The 26,343-nt window shown below is 41.5% G+C and carries 27 protein-coding genes and 1 pseudogene; 17 read left to right on the forward strand and 11 right to left on the reverse strand.

Annotated features, from left to right (window positions below):
- The first annotated feature begins 187 nt into the window (after positions 1–187).
- Complete coding sequence (locus CXF86_RS16515) at positions 188–1,300, forward strand: MFS transporter (RefSeq protein ID WP_102039548.1); 1,113 nt, start codon at positions 188–190, stop codon at positions 1,298–1,300.
- A 214-nt stretch (positions 1,301–1,514) separates the two neighbouring features.
- On the opposite strand, the gene CXF86_RS22795 is transcribed toward CXF86_RS16515, so the two are convergent.
- On the reverse strand, positions 1,515–1,652 hold the full coding sequence (locus tag CXF86_RS22795; RefSeq protein WP_180961089.1) for a hypothetical protein: 138 nt from the start codon (positions 1,650–1,652) through the stop codon (positions 1,515–1,517).
- Positions 1,653–1,762: 110 nt separating this feature from the next.
- Between CXF86_RS22795 and CXF86_RS16520 the strand changes: the two genes are divergently transcribed.
- Complete coding sequence (locus tag CXF86_RS16520; protein WP_102039549.1) at positions 1,763–2,635, forward strand: LysR family transcriptional regulator; 873 nt, start codon at positions 1,763–1,765, stop codon at positions 2,633–2,635.
- 314 nt (positions 2,636–2,949) lie between these two features.
- Here the strand turns inward: CXF86_RS16520 and CXF86_RS23210 are convergent, their stop codons facing one another.
- Positions 2,950–3,141, reverse strand: a complete 192-nt coding sequence (locus tag CXF86_RS23210; RefSeq protein ID WP_374702344.1) for a DUF4156 domain-containing protein — start codon at positions 3,139–3,141, stop codon at positions 2,950–2,952.
- A gap of 598 nt (positions 3,142–3,739) precedes the next feature.
- Between CXF86_RS23210 and CXF86_RS16525 the strand changes: the two genes are divergently transcribed.
- The 4 genes from CXF86_RS16525 (at position 3,740) to CXF86_RS16540 (ending at position 7,760) form a co-directional block, all read left to right on the forward strand.
- Positions 3,740–4,966 carry a serine hydrolase gene (locus CXF86_RS16525; protein ID WP_102039550.1) on the forward strand — a complete coding sequence of 409 codons (1,227 nt, stop codon included), beginning with the start codon at positions 3,740–3,742 and terminating at the stop codon, positions 4,964–4,966.
- A 485-nt stretch (positions 4,967–5,451) separates the two neighbouring features.
- The gene (locus tag CXF86_RS16530; RefSeq protein ID WP_102039551.1) at positions 5,452–6,588 is read left to right on the forward strand and encodes a carcinine hydrolase/isopenicillin-N N-acyltransferase family protein; all 1,137 of its coding nucleotides are present in this window, start codon (positions 5,452–5,454) and stop codon (positions 6,586–6,588) included.
- 134 nt (positions 6,589–6,722) lie between these two features.
- On the forward strand, positions 6,723–7,004 hold the full coding sequence (locus tag CXF86_RS16535) for a DUF5666 domain-containing protein (protein WP_102039552.1): 282 nt from the start codon (positions 6,723–6,725) through the stop codon (positions 7,002–7,004).
- Between the two features lie 51 nt (positions 7,005–7,055).
- On the forward strand, positions 7,056–7,760 hold the full coding sequence (locus CXF86_RS16540) for a hypothetical protein (RefSeq protein ID WP_102039553.1): 705 nt from the start codon (positions 7,056–7,058) through the stop codon (positions 7,758–7,760).
- Between the two features lie 1,560 nt (positions 7,761–9,320).
- On the opposite strand, the gene CXF86_RS16545 is transcribed toward CXF86_RS16540, so the two are convergent.
- Positions 9,321–10,016: a hypothetical protein gene (locus tag CXF86_RS16545; RefSeq protein ID WP_219621774.1), complete on the reverse strand. Its 696-nt coding sequence runs from the start codon at positions 10,014–10,016 to the stop codon at positions 9,321–9,323.
- A gap of 565 nt (positions 10,017–10,581) precedes the next feature.
- The gene (locus CXF86_RS16550; RefSeq protein WP_102039554.1) at positions 10,582–10,788 is read right to left on the reverse strand and encodes a hypothetical protein; all 207 of its coding nucleotides are present in this window, start codon (positions 10,786–10,788) and stop codon (positions 10,582–10,584) included.
- 231 nt (positions 10,789–11,019) lie between these two features.
- On the opposite strand from CXF86_RS16550, the gene CXF86_RS16555 reads away from it, so the two are divergent.
- The 7 genes from CXF86_RS16555 to ssb all read left to right on the forward strand — a co-directional run bounded on the left by CXF86_RS16555 (position 11,020) and on the right by ssb (position 16,423).
- Positions 11,020–11,211 (forward strand): hypothetical protein, encoded by a 192-nt coding sequence (locus CXF86_RS16555; protein ID WP_102039555.1) that lies wholly within the window; start codon positions 11,020–11,022, stop codon positions 11,209–11,211.
- Between the two features lie 83 nt (positions 11,212–11,294).
- Positions 11,295–11,480 (forward strand): hypothetical protein, encoded by a 186-nt coding sequence (locus CXF86_RS16560; protein ID WP_101092469.1) that lies wholly within the window; start codon positions 11,295–11,297, stop codon positions 11,478–11,480.
- Between the two features lie 290 nt (positions 11,481–11,770).
- Positions 11,771–12,121 (forward strand): hypothetical protein, encoded by a 351-nt coding sequence (locus CXF86_RS16565; RefSeq protein ID WP_102039556.1) that lies wholly within the window; start codon positions 11,771–11,773, stop codon positions 12,119–12,121.
- Positions 12,122–12,177: 56 nt separating this feature from the next.
- Positions 12,178–13,326: a BamA/TamA family outer membrane protein gene (locus CXF86_RS16570; RefSeq protein WP_180961090.1), complete on the forward strand. Its 1,149-nt coding sequence runs from the start codon at positions 12,178–12,180 to the stop codon at positions 13,324–13,326.
- Positions 13,327–14,211: 885 nt separating this feature from the next.
- The gene (locus CXF86_RS16575) at positions 14,212–14,919 is read left to right on the forward strand and encodes a hypothetical protein (RefSeq protein ID WP_102039557.1); all 708 of its coding nucleotides are present in this window, start codon (positions 14,212–14,214) and stop codon (positions 14,917–14,919) included.
- A gap of 135 nt (positions 14,920–15,054) precedes the next feature.
- Complete coding sequence (locus CXF86_RS16580; protein ID WP_102039558.1) at positions 15,055–15,291, forward strand: hypothetical protein; 237 nt, start codon at positions 15,055–15,057, stop codon at positions 15,289–15,291.
- Between the two features lie 445 nt (positions 15,292–15,736).
- The gene (ssb, locus tag CXF86_RS16585) at positions 15,737–16,423 is read left to right on the forward strand and encodes a single-stranded DNA-binding protein (RefSeq protein WP_101092463.1); all 687 of its coding nucleotides are present in this window, start codon (positions 15,737–15,739) and stop codon (positions 16,421–16,423) included.
- A 225-nt stretch (positions 16,424–16,648) separates the two neighbouring features.
- Here ssb and CXF86_RS16590 read toward each other — a convergent pair whose 3' ends face one another.
- From CXF86_RS16590 to CXF86_RS16610, 5 genes are all read right to left on the reverse strand, one after another.
- A complete protein-coding gene (locus CXF86_RS16590) occupies positions 16,649–17,131 on the reverse strand; it encodes an Atu1372/SO_1960 family protein (protein ID WP_102039559.1) in 483 nt (160 codons plus the stop codon).
- Positions 17,128–18,123, reverse strand: coding sequence for a glycine betaine ABC transporter substrate-binding protein (locus tag CXF86_RS16595; protein ID WP_257985400.1), 996 nt, complete (start codon positions 18,121–18,123; stop codon positions 17,128–17,130). Before CXF86_RS16595 ends, CXF86_RS16590 begins: the two co-directional genes overlap by 4 nt.
- Positions 18,110–18,586 (reverse strand): VOC family protein, encoded by a 477-nt coding sequence (locus CXF86_RS16600; protein ID WP_101092459.1) that lies wholly within the window; start codon positions 18,584–18,586, stop codon positions 18,110–18,112. The genes CXF86_RS16595 and CXF86_RS16600 overlap by 14 nt, the downstream gene beginning before the upstream one ends.
- 120 nt (positions 18,587–18,706) lie before the next feature.
- The gene (locus CXF86_RS16605) at positions 18,707–19,876 is read right to left on the reverse strand and encodes a major royal jelly family protein (protein WP_257985401.1); all 1,170 of its coding nucleotides are present in this window, start codon (positions 19,874–19,876) and stop codon (positions 18,707–18,709) included.
- Between the two features lie 11 nt (positions 19,877–19,887).
- On the reverse strand, positions 19,888–20,343 hold the full coding sequence (locus CXF86_RS16610; protein WP_257982838.1) for a YbhB/YbcL family Raf kinase inhibitor-like protein: 456 nt from the start codon (positions 20,341–20,343) through the stop codon (positions 19,888–19,890).
- Positions 20,344–20,588: 245 nt separating this feature from the next.
- Between CXF86_RS16610 and CXF86_RS16615 the strand changes: the two are divergent.
- Positions 20,589–21,204, forward strand: a pseudogene (locus CXF86_RS16615) (IS6 family transposase).
- Between the two features lie 102 nt (positions 21,205–21,306).
- Here CXF86_RS16615 and CXF86_RS16620 read toward each other — a convergent pair.
- Positions 21,307–21,855: an ankyrin repeat domain-containing protein gene (locus CXF86_RS16620; RefSeq protein ID WP_102039560.1), complete on the reverse strand. Its 549-nt coding sequence runs from the start codon at positions 21,853–21,855 to the stop codon at positions 21,307–21,309.
- A gap of 190 nt (positions 21,856–22,045) precedes the next feature.
- The gene (locus CXF86_RS16625; protein ID WP_102039561.1) at positions 22,046–23,572 is read right to left on the reverse strand and encodes a catalase KatE1; all 1,527 of its coding nucleotides are present in this window, start codon (positions 23,570–23,572) and stop codon (positions 22,046–22,048) included.
- A gap of 1,184 nt (positions 23,573–24,756) precedes the next feature.
- Between CXF86_RS16625 and CXF86_RS16630 the strand changes: the two genes are divergently transcribed.
- Genes CXF86_RS16630 through CXF86_RS16640 form a run of 3 tightly spaced genes read left to right on the forward strand, consistent with a single transcriptional unit; the run spans position 24,757 to position 26,305 of the window.
- Positions 24,757–25,107 carry a curli production assembly/transport protein CsgE gene (locus CXF86_RS16630; RefSeq protein WP_232775057.1) on the forward strand — a complete coding sequence of 117 codons (351 nt, stop codon included), beginning with the start codon at positions 24,757–24,759 and terminating at the stop codon, positions 25,105–25,107.
- Positions 25,108–25,117: 10 nt separating this feature from the next.
- Positions 25,118–25,504, forward strand: coding sequence for a curli assembly protein CsgF (locus CXF86_RS16635; protein WP_101092449.1), 387 nt, complete (start codon positions 25,118–25,120; stop codon positions 25,502–25,504).
- A gap of 3 nt (positions 25,505–25,507) precedes the next feature.
- Positions 25,508–26,305 carry a CsgG/HfaB family protein gene (locus CXF86_RS16640; RefSeq protein WP_101092447.1) on the forward strand — a complete coding sequence of 266 codons (798 nt, stop codon included), beginning with the start codon at positions 25,508–25,510 and terminating at the stop codon, positions 26,303–26,305.
- Positions 26,306–26,343: the final 38 nt, after the last annotated feature.

A 26,343-nucleotide genomic window follows, 5' to 3' on the forward strand; every position in this document is an offset into this window, starting at 1 on the left:
CGTGTGGATAATTTATTTTGCATTATAAATTGAGGCAAGAAATAGTGATCATTCAGCATTGAATATTGAGATAACAAGCATATTCTAATGTATGGACTTTATTGAATTGCGCTAGGCAACACTTTGTTTACATGTTAGCTGCTATTGGCTAAAGTTATTTTCTGATATGTCGTTATTAGGCTGATATGTGACCCTATATTCAAACAAATTCCAATCTTTATTTACGAGCATTAAACTTGCTGTCGCCTCTAGTATATTCTTGTTATTACCTAGTTATTTAAATGCAATCTCAGTACAGTTTGAGACCTCAGTTTATGACCTTAGCTATTTAGCCACAGTTGAGTTGATGGGCTTTGCACTTGCTTCAATTCTTTGCTACTTCTTAGTTAGGCTTCGCTCTGTCAGGATTAATGAGACATTCGCTATTATTGTGTTAGCAGCAACGCACTTAGCGAGTGCTTACTGTGATGATATCAATATTTTTTTAGCATTAAGGGCCATTTCAGGCGTTGCTGCAGGGGTTATTCTTGTTTTAAGTTATGAGTCGTTATCTCAAGAGTCGAACCCCGATTTAGCCTTTGGTAAGGCTATTGCGCTGCAGATGCTATATAGCGGATTACTCTTCCTCGGATTACCCTATGTGATACAAGCATTTGGTGTCGATAGCTTCTTTTTCTTATTAGCTAGCTTTAGCATCTTACTGCTTGCTTTACCAAAGTTTGAGATTATTGAACCCTCGGAGCAATTCAGTGTTGGAACTGCTGATCTAAATACTAAAATATTAGCCTTGGCTGCAGTATTCATGATTCTTTTGACCCATTCTGGCTGCTGGTCAATGTTGAGTGTAGTGGGAGATAAACTGCTTATTCAGCCAAAAGAGCAAGGTAGGATCTTGGCCATGGGGACGATGTTTAGCTTGGTGGGAGCTATTTTAGCGAGCTTAGTGTCTCTCAGTAGGTATAAAAAAATGCTAACTATTTCAGCGTTGTTTGCACAAGCTGGAGTCATGATCCTGTTGTTTACAACCGAAAGTCAGTTACTTTATTTTGTCGCTGTTAGTTTGTTCATGATGTTTTGGAATTTCTTGCTGCCGCTGTTTATGGGGACTATTTCTGAAACTGACGAGCAAGGGGATATTATTAGGTTATCGGTGGCAGCTCAAACAACAGGAGCCGCATTGGGCCCCTATATTTTACTCAGAGGCTGGGTGCTGTCTGAACTGGTTGTTTTTCTGGCTATTACGTTAATGTGTATTCTCCCATTGTTATCAAAGAGAAAAGCTTTTACAGAGAAAGGTTAACGAGTTCAGGACAGGTTAGGTTTTATACCGTAGAAAAATAGCACTATTTGGCACTGCTAGTATCTGTGAGTTGGCCTCTCGTTAGAAGTCGCCATTAGCTTGAATCCAAGTCTCGGTCTCTTCCGCCATACAATTAATTATCGGCAAACATAAAGCCAGCTGCTACTTCTACCTAGCTCACCCATTTTTGCCGTTTGATAGTCATTTTTTGGTTTTACATATAACGAGTGCTATCAGCGCCGCTGAAGCAGGCGGTAGGCTCACCAGCATTAATTGGCCACTGCGCCGATGTGATGGTTAAATTCGTAGTTGAAAGTACAGTAATTGATAGTAGTAAAAGGGATGGTTTCATCGTCATTCCTTTAGATCTTAGTTCGTGTTACGTTTGTTTATGAGTTCATCTTGTCAAGGCTATGCGAATGGTTTTGGTTGGTACCCATCAAGTCATCGAATGGATTAAACATGCTCAATTTAGAACAGCTAAATGCATTTATCGCGGCCGCAGAGAAAGGTTCATTTTCTGCCGCCGCGCGACATATAAGAAAAAGCCAAAGCTCGGTGAGTATTGGTGTAAGTAATTTAGAGTTAGATCTTGGGGTGACACTTTTTGATCGCTCAACTAAATACCCCACTTTGACAGAGCAAGGGGAGCGATTATATCAACAAGCTAAAATCTTGTTACGCCAAGCGGAACGAATAGAAAGCTATGCGCAAGGTGCGGTTGAGCAGGTTGAAGATCAAGTAACAATTGCGTTGGATCCGTTAGTCCCTCTTTATACTATCGATTCAACATTAGAAAAAATGGCACAAAAATTCCCCTTCACTCAAGTTAAGCTGGTTAAACTGAGTGGCGAGCATTTGTCTAAAGCAATTTTAAATGACGAAGTTAGTATTGGGATTGGCCTTCCTTCAAAGGCTGTGCCTGATAATCTAGATTTTGTTAATTTTTTCGAACTTGAATGGACATGTGTATGCAGTCCGGATTCTAAATTTGCCGATATGGAACTCGTCGATAATGAAACATTAATTGCTGAACGACAAATCGTTTGTAGCAGTATGATTGAAAATGGTGCGCTTTCGGCTATTACTAAGATGTCCCAGCAAATCTGGCAAGCTTATGATCAAGATGATCTCATTAGACTTGTTGAGCAAGGGCTAGGTTGGGCTTTTCTTCCCAAAGGTCTTTTAGATGAGAAACTCGCTTTTGGCACTCTGATTGAGTTTATGCCTGAATTTCAACGCTCTCGAATGATGAGTACGGTAGAAATAACTTGGCGTTCTAACCTACAACATGGTCCGGTCGCTAACTTCATTATTGAAGAGCTTACTAAGTAGCTTTTATCTTCTAGCTAATTGCCACTTACTGATTTTTAGTACGGTAAAGGCCTTTTTTAGCATGTACTTTCCGTTACTCTTTATTCTATAAGAACACGTAAGCAGTTAAGCTGATTACGTGTATTCTATAGTGGTAATTAGCTTTGTGGGCAGTTAAAAGCTTCTCCAATAACAGTACTGCTGTAGGTGCCTTTGGTGCTTGAAATTACAGCGCCTTTGTCACTACCATAAGCCTCGATCCCTTCATTACTATTATCGACACTTTTCTTGAGTACAATGACATTTGCGCCTAGTGCAGCAGCTTGATTCTTTGCTTAGTTACGGGCCCCGATCAGAATATAGCGATCAGCAGTGAAGTCTGCTGTCCACCAATTCCCTTGTGGGCCATCGACTTCACCGAGAAAATTACAGTTCTGCGGTTCTGCGTCCATTATTCTAATAGAAGCGGCATTACCGTCAAGTTGGTTAGCCGAGCAACCCGTTAGCGCTACTAAAGCAAGTGCGATAAAACTTTTTTCATAATCATTTCCTCAATCAATATTTGTTTTTTAATTCACGGTATTCCTTGGTTGAGGTGATCTCCTCATCGTTTTCCTGAATCATTTGGTTAGGATGTACTGGCAAGTCGAATAGGTAAACGATTCAATAGGTAGAGTAATGAGAGGCTCAGGGTTATTAATTGGCGAGGTAATAAGTACAGAGACCGACATCAAGTATTAAGCCTTTGCGTATGAAGTAGCCCGCTGAGTTAACTATCTAAGGAGGTTTAGAATGACAGTAATAATGGAGTGAAGGTCAAACTGTACGAAAGGCTATAGCTCCCCTTGATAAGGGAGGTGAATAACCTTGGTTGATCATATTACTTATTTTTTTGGTTCCACCGACACAATCTCCTTTAACAACATGTTCACTCTGCAGTCGCTAGGATACCTACCATCATTAATATCTCCTTTAACTCAGTATCCACATATGATTCTGAGTCGCATCTCTTGCCATTCGATATTCGAATAGTAACTAACTTAAAGTATCTCTGCTTGTCTCGTATTATTACTCCATCAAAACGAAATTAAATTGTATTTAATAAACACTTGAAGGAATAACATTATGAAAACATCAATCAAAGCAATCGTCATCGCAGTTTCTTTAGCAACAACAATGGGTGCAGTGCAAGCAGCTGATGAAGTTAATCAAGCTACTTTTTATTCTGGTTATGACGTGAAAGATATACCAGCCGAGTCTTTTCAGTCTTGGCCTTATTACACCCATGCAAGTATGCACATTAAAGACTACTTACGTTACGGGGTATACGAAATGCCTGCATCTTCTAATCCAGCGCTTGTAACAGTCTCTCATTCATTAGATTTGTCTACAGAATTTAAAGACGGTCAAAGTTTTCGTGATAACTTAATTGAAACAAACACCAAAGGCTTCGTTGTGATGAAAAACAATGAAATATTGGCCGAGCACTACGACAACGGCTTCAAAAAAGGGATGGTTAATAATCTTCAGTCAGCCTCTAAAACCTATGTTGGCGTGTTGCTAGGTAAAGCAATTGATGCAGGTCTTGTTGACTTAGACGTTAAGGCAGAGCAATACCTGCCGGAACTGAAAGGCTCTATCATTGGTGGCGCCACAATTCGCAGTATCGCCATTATGGACAGTGGTATAGAAGCATTAAGTAATTACCATACTCCAGGGTCTAACGGTTATGAGTGGGAAAAAGAAATTGGCTTGCAAAATGCGGGCGAGCCAATGGGTCACTTAAAGGCTATCAAAGCGGCTAAGGCAAGTGAATTTAAACAAGGTGAAAACTGGGATTACTCAGATCAGAACACGGATACGCTCGCACTGATACTTGCTGAAGTACACGGAAAACCTTTCCAAGTATTATTAGGGGACTTACATGAAGAGATTGGTGGTCACGATATTATTGAGATAGCCAAAACCTCTGATGGCACCACCTCACCCTCGTTTGGTATTAATACTAGCGCTGTAGATTATGCTTTATTCGCCCAGTATATTGCGCAAGGTAAAGCTGGCGCTTCTTTTTACAAAGAACTAGCAGATACCAGCAACGATGTGCTAAATCCAACCGATGCTGGTACGTTGCTTTCAGCAGGTGGAGCAATGACTTACGACATGCAGTCGTACACCATTGCAGATAAAAACATTATCGTGTCATTCGGTTCATTCGGTGAGCTTTCATTCAGCGATATGACCAGCGGTATAAGTGTAATTAACCTGCAAGATTGGTACACCAATATTGAACCACAAAAGCTAATGGATACTATTGAGCGAAGTGTAGAAATTATTGAACAACTGCGTAAGTAAGCCTTAAGTAGAAGCAATAAAGAAAGAGCTGAAGTCAGCTCTTTTTTTGTTTTTAAAATCGTCTGCACCTTTAATAACGTGTAATTCTGGCAGTTTGATTACATCAGACTACATCAGACTACATCAGACTACATCAGACTACATCAGACTACATCGCACTATCAACGTACTAAGCAGTTTATCAATTCACATTTGCCTTTCTTAATATGGATGGCGAATAGAGGCTACTGCTTATACACCTCGCTTTATTGGTTCCACCAAAACGAACGACCTTTAATTAAATGTTCACGCCGCTGTCGTTAGTACGGTCACCAAGCATCATTAATTTCTCCCTTAATTCAGTACAACATATGATTCTGAGCCGCATCGCTTGCCATTCGATATTCGAATAGTAGCTAACTTAAAGTATCTCTATTTATCTCGTATTATTACTCCATCAAAACGAAATCAAATTGTATTTAATAAACACTTGAAGGAATAACATTATGAAAAAGTCTATTTTAGCCATCGCCACAATCGCAGCTCTTTCTTTCAATGTTGCAGCGGCTAACGTCGCGGGTGATGTACTTGATTACTATCAACCAGAGCGTACTGCAGTACAGAATGGCGCCGTGATTGTCGACTTAACAGGTCAAGGTAGCGAAGCCATAGCCCAAAAATTAGCGACTATGCCTCGTGGTGAAGCAGAGCAAGCAGTCATCGAAATTGCAATCAACGCAGTTGAAAATAACCGTAAAGTCGCACCTGAGTATGTTGCCATCATGGAACGCCAAGCTGAAATTAGAGGCGTACCCGTTCATATGTTGTTCGCGGCCATCGCACAAGCGGATTGGGACATCAACAAAGGGTTTGTTAATGCTGGCGATACTGCTTCATTACAAAAAGCCGCTGAATCGATGAATGGCTGCACAACCCTAGCCTTTGCCGAAACGGGTATTGTCGGATTAAACAATGATTTAAACATTGGTTTTTTACAAGAAGGTGATACTTCAGTCATTAAAACAGATGACACTATCTTCTTAGCCACTGATGGTGGTCACTTCCAAGGTATGGGCAAACACACTGCTGCAGTCCTTAACTTCATGGGGGAACCAAGTGGAGCATCAGCAACCGTTGACACTCAAAATGTCATCACTACCGATGCCGCTTTTGCTGCTATTACATCTTCAGCCAACGTAGAAGAGGCCTTTAACAAACTTAAGGATTATACCACTCACGTTTCATTAAACTTTACCGTGGCAGATGATTCTGGCGACTATGGTTCAATTGAAATGACAACCAATGGTACTCGTATCGTTCGCGGTGAAGGCGGTATTGCTCACGCCAATCATACGGCAGAAATGCGTGCTGAATTTTTATCTCATACACCTTTGCGCCAAGCCAATGAAAAATTTGTTGATACCTTCGCTCGTGAAGATGCAGGTAATACTTTCATTAGCTATGCAAAAGAGCGTGATGTGAATGGCATGAAGTACATCTTGCAGCAAAAGCCTATTAACATCACAAAATATAGCTCTGACTTCGTGACTGTCGAGTCTGTCATCTTCGATACTGTGAATGGTTGTGCTTATGTAGCAGGTGACAACCCACTCTTCTCAGAATACACGCAAGTTTGTTTCTAAGGTCAAGTGAGTAACCTCTTTAAAGGGGTTACTCATTGAATAACAACTTATTCATTTGAATACTCGTAAAAAAATGAGTCTGTTTTGATACAAGATAAAACCATATTAATCGTAAAAACATCTAGGAATTTAACATGAAAAAATTAATTAAAAACACAGCCATTATCATCACGTCTTCACTGATTTATCTAAGCTCGTCAGCAATCGCAGCTGAAATAGAAGGTGTTATTAGTTCAGTTGATAATCAACAGCAAACAATCGAGATCCATAACACTAAGTTATTGGTTGATAACCGCACACGTATCGAAAATTCACGAATGAACTTTTCAGATTTACGTCCTGGTATGTATGTCGAAGTGGATTATATATATCTAAATAATAAGTTGGTCGCTACAGAAATTGATTTAGACGACTAAGAAAGTGCCTCATATTTTAAACCTTAATAAACTGAAAGGGTGAGAACCAAAATGAACGCAAACTGGAAAAATAAAATGCTGTTATTAGCCGTCGCGGTCGGTATGACGGCTTGCGCATCTCCTAGTACACAAGTAGGTAAAAGTGCACAAACAGGTGCTACTTTAGGAGCTTTTACCTCACTTATTCTAGGTGGTGATACAGAAGATATTATTGTAAGTGCAGCCGTTGGCGGAGTCGGCGGTGCACTTGTTGGTGGCGCCAAGGCGCAAGAACAAGAAGCTATAAAAGCCAATGTGATTGCCAAAAGTGAATCACAACAAAAACTTCGAATTGAACAAGAGCGTCTTGAACTTGATAAAGTGCAACAGCGTAGTGAAGATAAAACGAAGTTACGCACTACAATGACCGCAAACAATGCCTTGTTAGATGACGTTCCGCTTCTTGAAAGAGCGTATGGGAAAGACAATGTTGATGGTATTTTGGCCTTAAGAGATTGTCATCATGTAAAAGCTAGAGTGTATGCTTCAGCGGCCGAAAATAGCAGTGTAGCAAGTGCTAAATTAGCCAGCGTGTGGTTGAAGGCATTGATTGCTGTAGACGAACATAATGATGCCAAGGCTCAATTAGCTTTTGAACGTTTGATTGAATTAGATCCTGATGTTTCAAATAGCCGTCAAGCAAAAGATTTTGCAAATGACACAATGGCAGATATTCGTGCAGACAGAAGATCACTTTCAATTTCTTGCGTTATTTAATGAGCTTTAATAGCCTGGTCACTAATCGTGGTCAATATCAAAACGTTCCCTTAATTATCTTGAAATTATCTGCTAATAATCTAATAAAAGGTTAGGGAACGTTAACAGAAATTTATTTTTTAGCTAAAGTGATTAGAATCTATAATCCACTTCTAGAAGGTATAAAATGACCTGCTCGCCAAAATAAATTACTTGTTAATGTGAACCCGTTGTTGCGGTTCAAGCGGCTCTTCGAAGCCAAAATCGCCAGTAATAATTACGTTAAGATCAGTAGCTGTCGATATCACTCGTTATTAATTTTCTAATAAAACCGGCGTTGCTAAAGAGAAGGGACTTTTTGTCGCAACCACTAAATATACCGATGTTTCATCTACGTTAGTGTCAAATTAAGCAACTTGGTCATTAGGTGATACAAGCATTTTTAAATTTAGTATTCCTCAAATAACGATTGCTGCAACGGCCCAAAAAGTCGGTAAGCCAATCACGAGAAAAGCTTCTTTGGGCGGGCCAGAGGACGCTATCACTTACGTCGTTACTGCTCCTTAATCTATTAGCTTAGCCATTTATCTAAGCTCCCAATAGTTTGGCTATTGGGCGCAATATCATTTTTCACGCAAAATATTGGATGGCAGGTCAAAGTTCGCTTGACGCCACCAGAGAGGAAATTGGCACCCTAGCGTTTAAATAAAATTTAAACGTCATAACTATCAGGCTAATATAATCTATATGGAAGCCGCTGCAAGGCTCGCAAAGATATCCATAATTATACTTAGACTCGCTCAACGCGTGAAAGTCTATGGCTAGTCATAATTGGGAAACTTGAATAGTGATTGATGATTGTATTTATTAGCGAATGAACTCGCTGGGTAATAGAACTAATTCATTTCTTAAATAAAATGAGTCTACAAGTTCGACTCCGGATCCTTTCGTACTTAACGGCATTAATCATCCCACCCTTTGAAGATGGTATTTCTCTAGCTAAATTTATTACTCCTTTTCCGTTGCCCCACTCCCAATATTGTGGTTGATGGAGTTACTGGCAAGCCTCTCTTGTATAGAGCTATCAACAGGTTTTAATTCGGTGATACAGGGGAGATACCGCGTTATCCTATGGAAGTATTGAACTCTAGCTTGAGCGCTGCCTATTAGTCTCATCGCGACCAATAAGGGCATACTGTCGATGTGGTTAATGAAATATTCTGTTAGGTATTCTGTGAGCAAGTTTCACCGGTGATGTGACAATAAATTGCACCTTGTCGGTAGCTATAAGCAATACCCATTTATCAGCGATGGAGTATTTCAATAGGCAAGTTAGTGAGTGTCACTGATGTGTAGCAACGACACTCACAATGGTAACGCCACTCTACAGCATTGGCATTAGTGAGTGATGCCCGAAAGTATCGGATGAATTGATTATTACCAAGATAGTATTTTGGTAGAGCGGAGTTTATAGCAATCGACAAAGAGGGGTTGGCTGTCGCGAATGTGATTATCTATAATATGTAAAACACCGCTATATTAATTAGCGGTGTTTTTATTATGAATAATAGAGCCTTAGCTTTAGAAGTAGTAGTTTGCTTGGAACCAAGTCACAGTATCCGCTTTCATGCTACCAAACTGATTTTTGTGCTCAGCAGTATATTCAACTTTGGCACCCACAGAGATGTTATTTGTAACCATAAAGCCACCACCGACCTCTATTTGGTTGATAAACTCTTTGTTTTTTAAGTGATAAGTCGTTTTGGGGTTAGCGTACAGCCAGTGACCAGCATCAAATCCATACATGGCATACACGCCTGCTTGTGCAATACCTGAGCGGTCGTACTTGTTATCTTCCATTGGACGTTTAACTTGTGTTGCACCACCACTCAACATCGGGAAAATTGAGATGTTGTCAGAGACTTGGAACTTATAGATAAGTCCACCAAGTACTGTTTGAGAGTTGGCATCAGCCAGTACATCTATTGAATATCCAAGGCCATCGGTGACATGGAAGTAGCGCCCACGACCATTCATATCTCCGGTTTTGTTATCAGCTGCAAGATCCAATGAGAAAATATTGCTGCCGAATCCCATCATGCCATTTAGTTGGGTGGTATCTTTACTTGCTGAAATACCAACAGTAGAGAAACTCGCGGTAGGGTCACCATAATTCACCTCTGCTTCAGGCTCAGCTGCCATAGCGTTAAATGAGAATAAGGTAGCGATAGATAGTGCTGCGACTGTTGCTGTCAGTTTTGAATTAAGTGTTTTCATGGTCATTCCTCTGGGATTCGGTTGATATAATTAACTGACGCCAGTATCCCAGAAAGTAAGAAATAGATTAAGTTAGGTATTATTGCCAAATCGAATACTTGTGATATTGAGTGCGTAAATGGTTATTAGATTATATTGTTGTTCGTAGGCTTTAATTTATTTTGGGTCATATTTTTTTCGGGGTTTTTAATTAAAGCATCCTAAAGGAAGTTGTTTATTCGTAGGGCGGGAGAGGTTGAGTGCTTAGTTTAAGTAATGGTTGGGAGTTGATTTTTCAGATTGTTAGTTTTTGACGTTATACGGTGAGTAATTAAGGCGGATGTATTTAGAACTGGGCAATGTTTTCAAACCACAGTTTAATATTTTATAGTAACGGATATTCCAATGCTGAATTATCGTTGGGGGTTATGTCAGAGTTGAAATGTAAGAAGTTAATAATAAACTTGTGTGTTATTAAGTTTTTATCAGACTATATTTATTATTTAGCCACATATTATTTGTCTAACTTTGAAGTTAATAAAACTCAGGTGAGTTGAGCTTTGCACCTATATTGTAGTTAGAGCTACTAGAGTAAAAAACTCTCCAGCAATGCTTGGATATGTAGTTGTTCATCTAGCATCGTTTCATAAATAACAAAAAAGGACAATAAAGAGACAGTTGTAATGAAAATTACCGCCTTATCTAGCATGTTTGTCTTATCTGTTTTGTTATTTGGATTTTTCTGCTGTTGCAGAACATTATTTAATAGTGAACTTAAGTGTTTACTTGACATTTTATTGCTCCTCAATGTTTGTCTACGGCTATTATCCAATCAAAACACTTATACCAATAACTACATTGTATTCGAATAACGAATAGCATCTTGAGGACTAGCTCAATCAAGCTGTTATGTATTCGTTTCACCAATAGTTACTAACTTAGGAAAGTTTGCTAACTCCGATAAGGTAAGAAGAGATCCCAACTAAGGTTTGTTAAATTTAAACAATTAGATAGAGTTCATTAGATGCTAGCGTCTTTAGTCTTCCTATTTTGTACTGGTATAAAGCAGGTGGTGTTAATACCCGTTGGATTGTCTGCTGATGGAATTAGCGGTTGCATGAACTTAGATCTCTGTACAGCGAGTTTCAGCTTATTTAAGTCACATCTACCAGAAATGGATGTGTTAAATGAAGAAGGCTGGCAAAGCAAAGTTTAGCAAACATCATGACTTGGGGTTAGGCCGCTTCTCAAAATAGGCAGTACTGAGAAGCCTTACTTATTAAGATGGGAGAACCCTTGATGATTTATCTAGTGCGATACAGTTTTAATTATCAGCACAAGAATAAGCACACCAGCGAGCGTCTAACAGACAAAGTTTTTGTCAATGATAGAACGCTTCAAGGCGCTAAAGTACAAGTTACACGCCGCGCAGTAAGCGAGGACTTAAAAGGCTTTAAGATTATTTCAGCAGAAGTGATGTTATAGCTATGATTATCCTCTCCTCTACATGCTGATAATTTTTCTTTTCAAAGCAGGCTTAGCTTCAACTAGGCCTCCTATCTCTAAACTCTCTCAATAATACTTATTCATAAAAATGTTATGACAAATACAGCACTCATATAAATAGCTCACAACAATGCAAGTGTGCTTTACCTCTATGTCATTATTCGCTTCAGTGACCTATTCGATTTTTGAATAATAACCAACTCCTTGTATTGGTTTTTGTTGAGTAAAATAGCCTCAAGATTTACACACTAACTACATGAGGTACGACTATGAAACTTAAACATCTATTACTGACAGCCACTCTTGCACTTACTTGCGTAGCGACTAGCTCATATGCAGATTACTGCGACGATACATTGGGAGAGATGGTCGGTGGCGCTTTAGAAGGTGGTCTCGTTGGCACCGGCTTGGGTGCAATAGCTGATGGTAGAGGCGGGGCTATGCGTGGAGCACAAATTGGTGCTGCAGTTGGTGCACTTGACGGGCTTATTGAAGGAGAGATCAAGCGTGACCGCTGTCAGCGAGACATGCGAGATCTTGAGGATGGCCTAATCATGGATGAGCTTGATGATATGGCAATTGAAGATGCTATCGCCGACGACATTATCTTTAACGACTAATAGTCAAATTTACGCGCCGAGTGATCTCTGCGCGTGTATTCCTTGGGGGAGTCAACATGAACAATCGTAGTATTAAACCCGCTTTAACTGCAGCCGCGATATCGCTAATGATGTTGCCTAGTCTTGCCTCTGCAAGCTTTATGGACGCTTTTACCGATCCTAAAGATGGCCGTATAGATGCAAGTCAGTGGATCTTGGATAACTCAGCAGGCTTTATGCCTATTCCACTGATTATTACTGAGCCAGCAGTAGGGACGGGCGGTGGTGCTGCGTTGTTGTTCTTCCATGAGACTGATGAACAGAAGGCTAAGCGTGAACTATATCCGGATGAAGTCACTAATATTCCACCCAGTGTCACGGGTGTTGTCGGTGCAGCGACGAGTAACGGCAGTAAACTTGCTGGCGTGTTCCACTCTGGAAACTGGCAAGACGATAATATACGTTACTTAGGCGGCATATTTGGTGCTGAGTTTAACTTAAAATACTATGGTGAAGCATCAGATCAAGCCAACAATTTCAATATAAAAGGGCTGTACTTCTTTCAAGATATTGATTTTAGAATAGCGGGCAGTAACTTTTTTCTTGGTGCTGATTACGTCAATATGAATTCAGAAGCATCTTTTGATATGTCTTCGATGCTGCCTGGCGTCGATCCTCTCGCACTGGACAGTAATGACGCACACGTAGGCCTTAAGGTCACATACGATAGTCGTGATAACCAATTCTCAGCTAGGACAGGAACCAAAGCGGGTCTCAAAGCCAATATGCATGGCAAAGGTGTTGGTGGTGACTTTGACTATCAGGATTATCATGCATTTGTTGAGACCTATCATCGAGTGGCACCAAAGTGGGGCGTTGCTATGCGACTTGATGCTAAATCAACCACAGAAGGTGCACCATTTTACGCTAAGCCCTTTATTGATATGCGCGGCATGGCGGCAATGCGCTATCAAGCTGACAATACAGCGCTTGCTGAAGTTGAAGTTAGCTATGACATCGATGACCGATGGACAATACTCGGCTTTGCTGGCACCGGTAAAGCGGTTAATAACGATCAAAGTTTTAATCAGGCTGAATGGCAAAATGCTCAAGGAGCTGGCTTTAGATATCTGCTAGCACGCCAACTTGGTTTAAGAACCGGTATAGATATTGCCAAAGGGCCAGAAGAGTGGACCATGTATTTGCAGTTTGGTGGGGCTTGGTAGTTGCCTGCTAACTTTTTATTTGAGAAGGAGCTTTGTTGCTCCTTTTCCGCATAAGAATACTCAAGTAATCATACTTGAGTACAAAATGATTGGGCATCGCTAATAATCTAAAATGCTTCAGTATGTAAGCTTAAAGGAGTGATTTGGAATAACGGCGTATTCTTCGTCATACTACAGCGGACTCGGGAGTTCTTTAAGCCTCTTCCTTTAGCGTACTAATACAATAAGTGAGAGTTGCAGTTTTAACAGGAGCTCTGGCTACTCTCGTTGAGCACAAAATCAAGCTGCAGCAATAGAGTCCGCACTATCGCTAACACTTGAATGGATCTAGGGATTCATATTTCAGTCAGTTAAAAGGGCCACTCAGTTGGCCCTTTTTGGCCTTCAAAATGAGGGCCCAAATCGCAATCGTCGCCAATGATAGCTGTGGGTTTTATAAAGATGGTATTAAGAGGTTATGTGGCCAAATTAGTGTTGATGAAATGTACTTTTTTAAGCTGGAAAGCTATGTAGCCTGTCACTCCTATATTCACCGCTCACGTCAATTTTTCATTGGCAGCCTAAGCGCGAGTAAATACTCAATAATATCTAGTAAGACTGCTTAAATCAGTCTTGATTCATATTCCATTCTGTAAAAAATGTCGGATGTTCTATTGCCCTATTAGCTATTTCATCGGTTTACCTTCTTTGACGCGCAAGTATCAGATTTAATCTGAATCAGAGCTGACTGTTTCGACCATTCAATCGAACGACCTATTCGATTTACCTATATTACATGGTTTAACGAATTACTTTTTCAATGTGAAAATAGCCTCACTTAGCAAGCTTACGAAATAATTCGATTTGCTAAATAACTTAAAAATCAAATCAATGAGGATGAACATTATGAAAAAGTCAGCAATCGTTATCGCAACACTACTCGCGCTATCTGCAGGCACTGCAAGTGCAAATACAGAAGTACTAAACGGCTTCACTGGTAAAATTGAAGCTGAATATACCACTCAAGATAAGCACGCTAATGTTGAAACCCAACTAGGTTACGACTTCAACTTCGGCGCGGTATCGGTTATCCCATTCTTTGCAGCTGAAACGGCATACTCTGGCGAACGTAACCTAGAAGATGGTAAGCGTGAAGGCTTTGATAAAGGCGGTTTAGGCGGCGGTATCAAGGTACAAACTAACTTTGACAACTTCTATGCCTATGTAGAAGGTCGTGCAATGCGCAAAGATCGTCTTAAGCTTCAAGGTCCAACACCTGAACTCTCGGGTTATACGCCTGCAGGGGCAGAAATTTTTACCAATAGCACTGTTAAAGAATACCGTGGCGAAATAGGTACTGGCTACATCTTTGACAATGGCCTAAGTGCCGGTGTTGAAGCTTCTTTCACTCAAGATCGCTTTGAAGACTTCAAAGATGAGAAACGTGAAGTGTTCGCCGTCGCTGGTTACCAAGTGTCAGACAATTTCAATGTGTACTTAAAAGCGGGCCGCGCTGATACAGCGGAGCTTAAATTAGTAGCAGTACCATCATCAGATAGTTTGAAAGGTGAGTGGGAAACAAAAACAGTTATTGGTCTAACGTACAAGTTTTAATCGCAACAGCTCTTAGTTAATGGTACCTCGATGCTCTAAATTCTATACAAGGGAAAGCATCGAGAGTCACTTTAATGAGTTGCCACCAATAACTTACCATCTTTTTATAACGTTAAACCGAATTAAGAGAACATCATGGAATCAACAGGATACTCTGTTAATTATAAAGCAATTGCTTCGCGCTCAGTTTTACTGCCGAAGTTACCACTTCATAGTCAACGTAAATCTAAAATTGCAAATGCACTTGCTATTGGATTGCCAGTCATCATGCTTAGTTTTGTACTGGCCAGCTCTGCTAATGCAGAGATAGCTTGTGCTAGTACTGACTTTGAGTGTCAGGTGGCATTGTCAGAAAGAGGCGGTGCAGCGTGAATATATGCAGCAGGCTCATAATCTATGTATAGAGAACCCATTTGCACTCAAAGATCAAAAGGACTGTAAACGTTGATAGCCAAACTTAAATTGGTAATATCTACAAGCCTGAGTGTTATGACTCGGGCTTTTTACTGTCTGCTGTACTCATTAGCTTTCTCTGAGTGATAGGAGATCTAAAGCAGATCATTTTGTGGTCTATGATATTTAGTCGATATTATTTGATAATCTTGAGGGAAGTAGCTGCTAATGACAGAGTTTAAGTTCCTTAACCTGTTTAAAATTCGCCATTTAGTTACTTCTTATCTTCATCGTTTATAGTCAACTCACTTTGTGTCGAAAGTCGCTTATTTAAAAGTAGATGAGCATTTCGATTTGAGAGAAGCGAGAGCTGTGTTACGCTCTGTCGATTAGTAAAAATTTATAAATTTAGCAGGAGATTTCAATGGCCAGTCGTGGTGTCAATAAAGTAATTTTGGTGGGTAATTTAGGACAAGATCCTGAAGTTCGTTACATGCCGAACGGCAATGCCGTAGCCAACATTACCGTGGCGACAAGTGAATCTTGGAAAGACCCACAAGGTCAAAAGCAAGAGCGCACAGAATGGCACCGCGTAGTGATGTTTGGCAAATTGGCCGAAATCACGGGTGAATACTTACGTAAAGGCTCTCAAGTGTATCTTGAAGGCAAGCTACAGACGCGTAAGTGGAAAGACCAAAGTGGTCAAGATCGTTACAGCACTGAAGTGGTTGTCGATCAAGGCGGTCAAATGCAAATGTTAGGCGGTCGTGGTCAAGGTCAAGCTCCTGGTGCACCAGCACAAGGCGGATACCAGCAGCCACAACAGCAAGCACCTCAACAGGGTGGTTATGCACCTAAGCCACAGCAAGCAGCTCCTCAGCAAGGTGGTTATGCACCTAAGCCTCAGGAAGCTCCTGCACAAGGCGGTTACCAGCAACCACAACAGCAACAAGCACCAGCACAAGGCGGTTACCAAGCGCCACAGCAAGGTGGTTATGCACCTAAGCCTCAAGCTGCACCAGCTGCACCTCAGCAGCGTCCTGCTCCACAGCCACAGCAAAACGTGACTCCAGATTTGGATGATGGTTGGGATGACGATATCCCATTTTAGATCCCTGTAATTACAGTAATGTAAGAATAAGCTGTAAAATACATTTAAACCCAGTCTAATGACTGGGTTTTTCTTTTTCTGACACTTTCGTTTGTCTAAATATGTCCTATATTAGACTAGCGGTTAAAAATCGTGTCAGAAAAGGAGTGGTTATGTAACGCCCGATTGCCTTATTAGCCTCATCAAATGAGGTAAACTCCGCTCTTGGACTTAAGACACCGTTTATTACTTTTGCTCGTCATCAGGATAGAGTTCGGCAAATAAATATACTAAACACAAACTGTTAAGCGGCATAACAGGATTTGTCCAAATCATACGGCTGTGACGCCCAGCTTCACCAAATATTTCAAGTAGAAGATCCGAAGCTCCATCAAGCGCTTTTGGATGCTCAAAGCAAGATTCATGGACATTCAACACACCCTCCAAACGGTAAATTTGTTTTATCCGCGTAAGCTCACCACAAGCCTGTTTTAATTGCGCAATGGCATTGAGAGTTGCAAGACGACATGCAGCATATCCCTCACTCACGGTATGATCTGCTCCCAATTGTCCTTGATACTGAAGCACGCCCTTTAAATAGGGAAACTGCCCCGAGGTCATTAACTGGTTGCCGACGATTGAATAGGGCTCGTAATTCCCAAGTCCCCTAGCGACTTGAGGTAATGTAACCCCTGCGGTCATTAACCGCGATTCAGGAGTGATCATCATGATGTCGCCTGGTGTGACAAGGTCTTCGTTGGATCAAGGAGCGGTGCTAACCAAGTTGTCAAATGCTGAGGATTGGTCATCAGCCAGTTCGCTGCAGCCTCATCTTCTGTCATCCCTTGTCGATTAACCGCATAATCGAGCTCTGCAACAATTTGATTCGACATTACTATATTATCGAGTACCTTAATTTGTTCCGGCGAGAAATTACGCGTTAGCTCCACCTTACGGGCAAGCAACACTGCTTTATCTTTACCACCGAGCAAACCTCTTGGATCCTGAAGCTCACGAATACGGTATTGGTGATGTAAAAACTGAGGGTGCCACAGAGGAACAATCACCCAATCATTCACCGCTGCTGCAGATTCAAAGGCCGCGACACAATCAGCCTGAGTGCCAGTTTTAAATTGATAACCCGCCGCAGTTAATCCATATTGCACCATGATATTTTTAGAAAAGCGTGTAATTCCCGCGCCTTCACCAATCCCTTGAATTGTCGGCCGAATACGTTGCTGGACTTCAGGTTTGAGTAAATCCTCAATGCTCGACACTAATTCTGCAGGCACATAGTCGGGCACACCCCAGAGCGCATAGGGCTCATAATGCAGCCCGAGTTGCTGCGTAGGTACTCGCTCTTCAACGTGTTGTCGATAAATCCCATGGCTATGAGGTAGCCATGCAGAACAAACCATATCCACTTTGCCTTCACCTAGCCGATCAAAATTAGCCTCATGCAGTGCATAGCTTCGTTGTACCTCTTTACCCATAACTCTTATTACCTGAGCCACTACAGCCGCGGTAACGCGGTGGAAACTCAAGTCCGTCACTCCCATGCGAATAACCTGCTCACCCTGTGCACTTTTGCTATTCAGGCTTGTACTCTCATTCTGTGAACTCATGCCCATTGCGCCTCGGTGAAATAACCCTAAAGATGCCAAGCTTCCCAGGCCCAGCGTTTGTAATAATTGTCGCCTAAAAGAATCAATCTTTGGCATGCTCAATCTCCTTAGTATCTAAAATGGTGAGTCTGTCCATCGCAATGCCTACGATGGTGTTGTGCTTTGCATAGGGAAAAATCACCTCTACTTTGATGCCATTCGGATCTTCGAGGAACAACTGATGTTCACCAATTTCGGGCACGATTCGTTCCTGAAAAGTCATCCCTTGCTGACATAAATGTTGCTGCATCTGGTGTAAATCTGTGCCGCGAAACGACAAATGATCAACACGCCCAGAACCATAGAGGTTGCTACTCTCCCCTAAATAAACCTGTAGCGCTTGATCGCCCGCAGCCACTAAATGCAAGATGGGTTTATCCGAGGCATAGAGCCAATGGCCAGGAAAACCAAACTGTGGCCGCCAACCTAGTTTCAAGTCCAGAATGACTTGATAAAATGCAAGCGTCTCAACCAGTTTTGGGGTTCTGATAGTAAAGTGGTCTAATCCAATTATGTTCATATTGTTATCCTCTGGCAGTATTGACTCAGCATTGCCAAGTGCGGAGCCAAACGGTTTCAACTCAAACGAATTACGTGAGTAAATTCAATTAAGCTCAGTACTTGGCGTAAGCCGATAAGATTAATTCCCGCGAACGCCCGCAGCCAAAGGCTTGAAACGGAAAATGTAATAAGGTGGACTGTTTTCAGCTTTGCCATTATTGAAAGGCGCTGAGAGCGGTAATTGTGCGGCGCCTGAGTACAAATAACCTTGCTTGCCATAACTCACGCCGTCGGGCCACACCATACGTTCATCATGCACATAAGTACGGTACTGACGAGACTCAGCGGGTATCACTCCAATGGTTCGTTCACCCACTTCCGTCAGGTACAAATTATTGGCTTCATCGATACTTAAGCCGCCGTTATTAGGTTTGTTGGCATAGGTCTCCACTTTGGCTGAGAGTGCCGCAGGTGTAAGCGAAGGATCGATTAAATCCGTCATTTGCACGCGGTAGATTTTGTCTTTATTCATGGGGGCAAAGTAGAGCCATGTTTGTGTTTTATCTAAAGCAATACCATCGGCACCCACATAGACTTCAATCTGCTTACGGTTTTTTGAGTCCTTGTCGATAATAAGTGGCCGTTGCAAATCAGGCATTACACTGTTATCCCCCTGTAGTAGGCGACGGCTAATACCAGTGTTTAAGTCTACGACTACCAATGCGGCCTTATCACCTATGGGGCCGGTGGCAATGCCTTCATCGGCAATCACTATTGTTTGATGCCTTGATGAAATAACAAAGTCATTATGCTGTGATTCTGCAAGCGAGACCGGCGCTGGCAAGTGAATAATGCGGTCTAATTGATTTTTCTTGGTATCCCACGCTACTAATTTAGGTTCAATGCGTGGTGTCTGCTGACCAGAGTCCAATAGCCAGACTCTATCTTGATCATCAGTTCGCAAACCCAAAACCCAATTAAGGCAAGTATCAGGATCTTTGGCTGTACCCTGTAGGTCATGGCATTGTTGCCAATCTGAATTGGGAAATGGCTTTCTGCTGCCATCAGCTAAAAGCTCAGCAACCTTAGTCTTAGGTTGATAAAAAGGGTGATAACTGAAAATCAATCTGTCAGTCGATGTGAAGGTAATGCCGCCTACGGCCCCATCTAGTTCGGCAAAAACTTCCATTTTTGCCAGCGGCGCTGTCCTTGTTACTGCCAATGTGTGACAGCTCAACAGGCTGGTTATCAATAACACCAATGTTTTTGATCGTATAGGGGATACCATTAAATCGGAAAATTTTATCATCTTTATTCTCCTTAACGTGGGCCAGCTAACAAGGTTAAGCTTGCATCGGCTAGCCTATGCTGCCAAAGATAAAATCCCACCAAAGCAGGCGTTGCGCCCTTGTCTATAGGTAACTGCGCCACATCCAAAGCATGGACAGTCCACACATAGTGGTGTTGACGCCCCTCCGGCGGGCAAGGTCCAATAAAGCCAGGCTTACCCAAATCGGTATTCGCTTCAACGGCACTACTGGGTAATTCTCCACCGTCTACGCCACCAGGAAGCGTGGATACTTGTGCTGGAATGTCATACACCACCCGATGCCAAAAACCACTGCCTGTCGGTGCATCTTTGTCATAAAAGGTGACGGCAAAGCTTTTGGTGCCAGCTGGCGCATTTTGCCAAGTTAAACTTGGAGCGAGATTTTCGCCCGAACAGCCAAATTGGTTCCAATAATACTTAGGCGGAATAGTTGAATTATTACTCAAGCTGCTTTTTAAATTAAAACTCTTGGTACTGTTATCAGCCATAACATTATTAATGCTGGCGGCCAAAATAACAGTAACCAAAAGGATACTATTGGAACAAGATAGGCGGGTTAATTTCATGTTATGTTTACACTCATAGTTTGTTAGAGACTTAGCATAGCAATTAAAATATTTTGATAAATAGCATGTGGATTGAATGAGTTTCAAAAAATATTGTCTAATAAATGCTTGTACAGTCACAACAAATAAGTAACAACTTATCAGGTATCATCATGTATGGAGGTCGCTATTATCTGGCCTACAAACTAAGTTACCGTGGAATTGAGGAGATGTTCGCTAAGCGAAATATCCATCTTGACCACTCAAACCTGAACCGTTGGGTTATCAAATATGCGCCGAAACTCGAAGGTATATTCAGGAACAGAAAGTGTCGAGTCTCTGGCTCGTAGCGAATGGACGACACCTACATAAAAGTAAAAGGTCGGTGGGTTTACTATTATCGAACCGTGAACAAGTACGGCGTTATTATTGATTTTTATTTGAGTGGAACTCGTGATGAGCCAGCACCCGGGAATTTTTCAATAAAGCCATCAACTAGCCCGGCTTACCTGAAAGGTGGTCATTGATAAAAGTGGTGCCAATGCCGCGGCATTAGGTACTGTCAATATTCGTCTTTGGTTATCTGGACATATGCAGTTGATGATCGAGGTATTGGCGGTTAAATATTTGAATAATATTGTCGAGCAAAGTCATCGAAAAGTGAAAGGCAAAATACATGAATGTTTGGATTGGAAGTCTTGGGCAAGGGCCAGATCAACATTGGCAGGCGTTGAGCTTTGCTCCATGATTAAGCAAGGGTAAATGGACACCACTGAAAAGATGACACCATGGGAACAATTTAATTTTTTAGCAGCCTAATTGCACCTGTGAGACCCCGTACCCTCAAATTATAGCGCCGATACCTCAGTTTGAGACAGAAGCAGCATCTCTTAGTTTGTCACTTTGGCCCCAGAAGGTGGCAAAGTCTTCAAGTGACATGCCAGATTTGTTGGTCATTTCAGCGTCACACTCCTGGCTGTAAAGCTGCTTCATGATTGAAAACTCTGCTTTGATCACAGCGCCCATTATCGCAGTATTTCCCCGCTTATCCTGCAGGCAGGCATTGGCACCCTGTTCGAGTAATGCCGCTGTTGCCAACTCTTGACCGTTATAGGCAGAGACCATCAGCGCGGTATAGCTTTGGCCATTGCGTTGATCAACAGGAAACCCAGCTTCGATAAAGTGAGTTAACACCTCAACATCGCCAGTTCTGGCAGCGGCAAAGTAATAATCCATGAGTAACTGAGTCTGTTTCTCGATAGCCTGCTCAGCAGGCTTTTCTTTGTGAGCGTGCTCGGCTGCAAGTGGTGCAGCGAGTGAATAAGAGACATAAAGCGCTGAGGTGATAATACTCGCGCCTAAGTTAGCACAGAGTAAAAAAAACATTGATTTCAGTGACAGTGAGCTAAACATTGAACTGGCCCTCGATTAAAAGATGTCGGTCATTGGTATTGAATATTTATTTGGTGATTTCCGGTTGCCCGCAAGACGCACTCTAAACAGGGCAGAAAAGAGCAAAATTACGTCTTGCGGGGCTTACTGGCTACTTCCTATACTGATTGGTATTAATACTTGCCCTTTAGTATTAAATATCGATTGCTTGTTACATTAGGCTTCTCTGATGTTTTACTCTTTGCTTCACTTCGTTTAAATCACCATTAACGGCCTTAGTGAGTCGCTTACCAAAATCTTGGTCAGCGAGGTAGAAGTAGCTCAACATCTGATGCTTAACATTACTGTCTCTTACTTGACCAAGGTCGCCAGATAAGTTGGTGATCAAATCACTCTTATCTTGCTTGCTTAGGCTGCGATAAAAGATCCCTGCTTGAGTAAAGTTATCTTGCTTACCAATGACTTTTTGCTGCACGGTGCCAGAGACTGGCGTATTAACTGAGCGGTAACGGTTATCTTCAGCGAGTGCTAAATGACTACTTGGCTGATAGTTAATGTCACTCGTGGTGTAGCCGTAGTTCAATGCACCATCTTGGTTGTGATTCGCAACTTTCACTCGTGTTTGGTTAATCGGCAGCTGTGATAAGTTGGCGCCTAAACGATACAGCTGTGTATCGGCATAGGAGAAGATACGCCCTTGCAGCAATTTGTCTTCCGATGGCTCGATACCTGGGATTAAGTTGGAAGGAGCAAACGCGGCCTGTTCGGTTTCTTGGAAGAAGTTACCCGGAACACGGTCTAAGGTCATTGTGCCTACGGTTGTTTCAGGCACATCAAGCCACATTTTCGTTGGATCAAGCGGGTTGTAATCAAACTTACTGAGATCTTCTGGGCTTAATACTTTGACTTTTAGATCCCATTTAGGAAAATTGCCTTTACCAATCTCGCTATACAGATCGTCGGTTAGGTGGTTGAAGTTTTTACCTTGCATCTGCGTGACTTCTGCTGCTCTGAGTCCTTCAACACCTTGCTGACTCTTCCAGTGAAACTTGACGTATTTAACTTGGTTATCATCATTAATAAACTTATAGGCATGTACGCCCCAGCCATCCATTTTACGGTAGCTCGATGGCGTGCCTAAATTGGTGTAAAGCCAGGTCAACATGTTGGTGGCAGTGCCTTCATGGCTGAAGAAATCAAAGTAACGATTAGGGTCTTGGATATTCGTAATAGGTGACGGCTTTAGTGAATGCACCATGTCAGGAAACTTAATGGCATCACGGATGAAGAACACAGGCAGGTTATTACCTACGAGATCCCAATTACCTTGCTCTGAATAGAAGCGTGTCGCGAATCCACGAGGATCACGTAACGTTTCCGGTGAACCTTTTGAATGGATAACCGTTGAAAAGCGAACAAATACTGGCGTTACTTTTCCTTTTTCAGAAAAAAGTGCTGCTTGCGTTAGTCCACTAAGGTCATCGCTGGCAACAAACTCACCATGCACACCAGTACCTCTGGCGTGAACAACACGCTCAGGAATACGTTCACGAGCGAAACGTTGTAGTTTTTGAATCAACTGAACGTCCTGTAAAAGCACGCTGCCGTTACTGCCTGCAGTGATTGAGTTTTGGTTATCACCTACAGGGGCACCATTGTCACGGGTTAAGGTTTCAGCTTGGACACTAAATGCCAGACTCATCGATAGTACTAAACAGCTTTTTCTTGTTAGATCCATTGGGATTCTCATTATCTACAACACACGCTCTTTCTGCCTGCAATCAGTGTAGAACGTAAATAGAGATTAAAAGAAGCGATCTTTATCGATTGAGTGAATTGTTAAAATCTATTAAGCCTATATTTGATTTAGATTTTTTAATTCTCTTTAGTATTCTAGGTCTAAGTACAAAAAGTGGTAAAAACGACAACGGGTACAGGTTAAGCCATTGATTAACAATAATGAGTTACTGATATTTGCAAAAAACATTGACCGATATGGAAACTGACTTAGACTAATGTCATGTTAAACGGGGTATGAGCACCACCAGAAAGGGATAGACTCTCTACGCGGAGCCTATAGCCAGACATCAGCCAAATACACAATATATTGTTTTTTAATGCTAATAACTTTATATACTGACTTTAGTATGTGATTTCTGTTGTCTGATTCAAGTAACCGTTTTACGTCACTATAGATCTCATAAGTTTCTTTGACGGGTCATTGATCCTTCTTGCCTCAATGAAAACAACAGCCTCTTTTTCAGGTAAAAAAACCACACCGTCTATATGAGGGTAGCTTCTACTATTTTGCTTTAGAGGCGCTTATAGCCAAGTAAATGCATCATCTTCACTATTAGTTAAACTTTTAACAAACAAATCTGATTAGCTTTCATAAAACCTGTCAATTTATGCGCAGGATAATAAAAATTAAGAATATTTCCGTACTCATACAACTGGTTAATTGACGTTTTTTGGTAAGTGTAAATTTAGAGTTACTGTGGTGCTGTTTTGGTCTCTATATCGCTAGGGTTCATTCACTCCGTTGCTGATTTTGATTTTTACCATGAACTGCCGTTCTAAGACATATATAAATTAAAAGTGTCAAGATAGGTATCTAAAATACAACTAACCTATTATAAGTGCTGGTTTTTTTATTACTTCACCCCCCCTTGTTTTAATATCGACACCCTACCTAAAAGTACTACTCCTTTGTGTTGGTTCTTCATTTTGACGGGTAATTCGTTCTGTTTGAGACATTAACTATCACCAATTGCTGTTAGGGTAACAAAATGACGCAGAGCAGCTAGTTCTCAATTTGAATCAAATCAAATTAGCGGTGAGTCGGTTGCAGATTATTCAACAAGGATTGTGCTGAATATGCGAGGAATATTACTGATATTGCTATTGATTATTAGTAGCGCGATGCCATCGATGGCTGAAGATAGTGACATTGAAATCAGTGGTCTCATGATTGACCGCACATTAACTCGCTTTGGTAAGGACTTTGGCTTTTATTACGCAAGTTATTGGCGTGATCTGCCGTTTACTCAGGGTTTTAATGTCACGCTTTATGAAACTGTTTTCCCTCAGGCTGGTACGTTACTTCGCTTAGAAGTTAATGGCGTTACCATTTACAGAACTCACTTTGGACGCAGAGCTAGCCCGATAAAGGAACGAGCAGAACAAGCCATTTTACTAACAATTGATTATTTGGCTCAGGTTAGAGCAAATGCAATTACAGCTGAGTTTGCTGATAATGCTGACGGATATTAGGATAATTACAATGAATAACAGGATGTTAATTCTCGCTACTTTATTCGTAGCAAGCCCTCTTCAAGCCACCGAATTAGTTTATACCCCGATTAACCCTAGTTTCGGCGGTTCAGCATTAAATGGCTCCTACCTGCTGAATAAAGCCAATGCACAGAATGACCATACTGCAGAAAATGCTGAAAAAGATTTTGTCACTCGCTTTAAAGAGTCATTAGAGCGAAACATCATGAATACCATTACTCGTGGCGTTGCCAGTGGGGAAATTACAGATGGTACTTATGATACTGGAGACTTTAGGATTGAAGTTGCCTCAATAGGTGGTGGTGTGATGTTAACGATTACTAATCTACTGACAGGTGAGGTAACCGTGATTGAAATGCCTTCTTACGGAGGATAACGGATGAAATTATTAATTAGCCTATTGTTACTCGGCAGCTTATCCGCTTGTAGCCTTATTCCCAAGCCTGAGTTGAATATCAGTGAAGCACAGCTCAATCCAACCAGTGAAACGATGCGACAATTAGTGGCAAAACCAGGCCCAAAGTACCCAATTCCTGTCGCGGTATATTCCTTTAGGGATCAAACCGGGCAATATAAACCACAGCAAAACGTGAGTTCTTTTTCTACTGCGGTAACGCAGGGAGCGACATCAATGTTGGTGCAAACATTATTGGACTCTAAGTGGTTTACCCCAGTGGAACGAGAAGGGTTACAAAACCTGTTAACCGAACGAAAAATCACCAAGAAACAACCTAATAAATCCAAAAAAGAAGATGTGCCACAACTGACCAATGCCAGGTTGTTGTTAGAAGGCGGCATTATAAGCTACGAAACAAATATCAGTACAGGTGGGTCGGGAGTTGAGTACTATGGTATTGGTGCATCCGAGATGTATAGGGAAGACCAAGTGACGATCTATCTTCGTGCTGTCGATGTTCATACGGGTAAAGTAATGATGTCGGTATCAACCACTAAGCGGGTGTTTTCTCAGGAAATGCGAGCAGGACTGATTCGATTTACGAGCCTAAATAGACTCGCTGAAGCTGAAATTGGCTTTACAACCAATGAACCCGTACAGTTTTGTGTCTTGCAAGCTATTGAGTTAGCGGTATCTGAATTGGTAGAAAAAGGACTTGAAATGGGTTATTGGAATTCAGCTACATTAGCCGCTAAAGAGCTTACTCCAGCCAATTCATAAAGTGTTTCCTTATTTGGTTTTTTCAATAGCGGTAAAAT

Source organism: Shewanella sp. GutCb, from assembly GCF_002836135.1.
GTDB lineage: Bacteria > Pseudomonadota > Gammaproteobacteria > Enterobacterales > Shewanellaceae > Shewanella.

What these genes read in the sequence shown, in the direction of transcription:
- CXF86_RS16630 (WP_232775057.1), top strand. Translation starts at nt 24,757, where the DNA reads ATGCCATCGATGGCTGAAGATAGTGACATTGAAATCAGTGGTCTCATG.
- CXF86_RS16580 (WP_102039558.1), top strand. Translation starts at nt 15,055, where the DNA reads ATGGAATCAACAGGATACTCTGTTAATTATAAAGCAATTGCTTCGCGC.
- CXF86_RS16525 (WP_102039550.1), top strand. Translation starts at nt 3,740, where the DNA reads ATGAAAACATCAATCAAAGCAATCGTCATCGCAGTTTCTTTAGCAACA.
- CXF86_RS22795 (WP_180961089.1), bottom strand. Translation starts at nt 1,652, where the DNA reads ATGAAACCATCCCTTTTACTACTATCAATTACTGTACTTTCAACTACG.
- CXF86_RS16590 (WP_102039559.1), bottom strand. Translation starts at nt 17,131, where the DNA reads ATGATGATCACTCCTGAATCGCGGTTAATGACCGCAGGGGTTACATTA.
- CXF86_RS16600 (WP_101092459.1), bottom strand. Translation starts at nt 18,586, where the DNA reads ATGAACATAATTGGATTAGACCACTTTACTATCAGAACCCCAAAACTG.
- CXF86_RS16635 (WP_101092449.1), top strand. Translation starts at nt 25,118, where the DNA reads ATGAATAACAGGATGTTAATTCTCGCTACTTTATTCGTAGCAAGCCCT.
- CXF86_RS16545 (WP_219621774.1), bottom strand. Translation starts at nt 10,016, where the DNA reads ATGAAAACACTTAATTCAAAACTGACAGCAACAGTCGCAGCACTATCT.
- ssb (WP_101092463.1), top strand. Translation starts at nt 15,737, where the DNA reads ATGGCCAGTCGTGGTGTCAATAAAGTAATTTTGGTGGGTAATTTAGGA.
- CXF86_RS16555 (WP_102039555.1), top strand. Translation starts at nt 11,020, where the DNA reads ATGCTAGCGTCTTTAGTCTTCCTATTTTGTACTGGTATAAAGCAGGTG.
- CXF86_RS16575 (WP_102039557.1), top strand. Translation starts at nt 14,212, where the DNA reads ATGAAAAAGTCAGCAATCGTTATCGCAACACTACTCGCGCTATCTGCA.
- CXF86_RS16560 (WP_101092469.1), top strand. Translation starts at nt 11,295, where the DNA reads ATGATTTATCTAGTGCGATACAGTTTTAATTATCAGCACAAGAATAAG.
- CXF86_RS16595 (WP_257985400.1), bottom strand. Translation starts at nt 18,123, where the DNA reads ATGCCAAAGATTGATTCTTTTAGGCGACAATTATTACAAACGCTGGGC.
- CXF86_RS16570 (WP_180961090.1), top strand. Translation starts at nt 12,178, where the DNA reads ATGAACAATCGTAGTATTAAACCCGCTTTAACTGCAGCCGCGATATCG.
- CXF86_RS16625 (WP_102039561.1), bottom strand. Translation starts at nt 23,572, where the DNA reads ATGGATCTAACAAGAAAAAGCTGTTTAGTACTATCGATGAGTCTGGCA.
- CXF86_RS16535 (WP_102039552.1), top strand. Translation starts at nt 6,723, where the DNA reads ATGAAAAAATTAATTAAAAACACAGCCATTATCATCACGTCTTCACTG.
- CXF86_RS16550 (WP_102039554.1), bottom strand. Translation starts at nt 10,788, where the DNA reads ATGTCAAGTAAACACTTAAGTTCACTATTAAATAATGTTCTGCAACAG.
- CXF86_RS16605 (WP_257985401.1), bottom strand. Translation starts at nt 19,876, where the DNA reads ATGATAAAATTTTCCGATTTAATGGTATCCCCTATACGATCAAAAACA.
- CXF86_RS16565 (WP_102039556.1), top strand. Translation starts at nt 11,771, where the DNA reads ATGAAACTTAAACATCTATTACTGACAGCCACTCTTGCACTTACTTGC.
- CXF86_RS16540 (WP_102039553.1), top strand. Translation starts at nt 7,056, where the DNA reads ATGAACGCAAACTGGAAAAATAAAATGCTGTTATTAGCCGTCGCGGTC.
- CXF86_RS16640 (WP_101092447.1), top strand. Translation starts at nt 25,508, where the DNA reads ATGAAATTATTAATTAGCCTATTGTTACTCGGCAGCTTATCCGCTTGT.
- CXF86_RS16530 (WP_102039551.1), top strand. Translation starts at nt 5,452, where the DNA reads ATGAAAAAGTCTATTTTAGCCATCGCCACAATCGCAGCTCTTTCTTTC.
- CXF86_RS16620 (WP_102039560.1), bottom strand. Translation starts at nt 21,855, where the DNA reads ATGTTTAGCTCACTGTCACTGAAATCAATGTTTTTTTTACTCTGTGCT.
- CXF86_RS16520 (WP_102039549.1), top strand. Translation starts at nt 1,763, where the DNA reads ATGCTCAATTTAGAACAGCTAAATGCATTTATCGCGGCCGCAGAGAAA.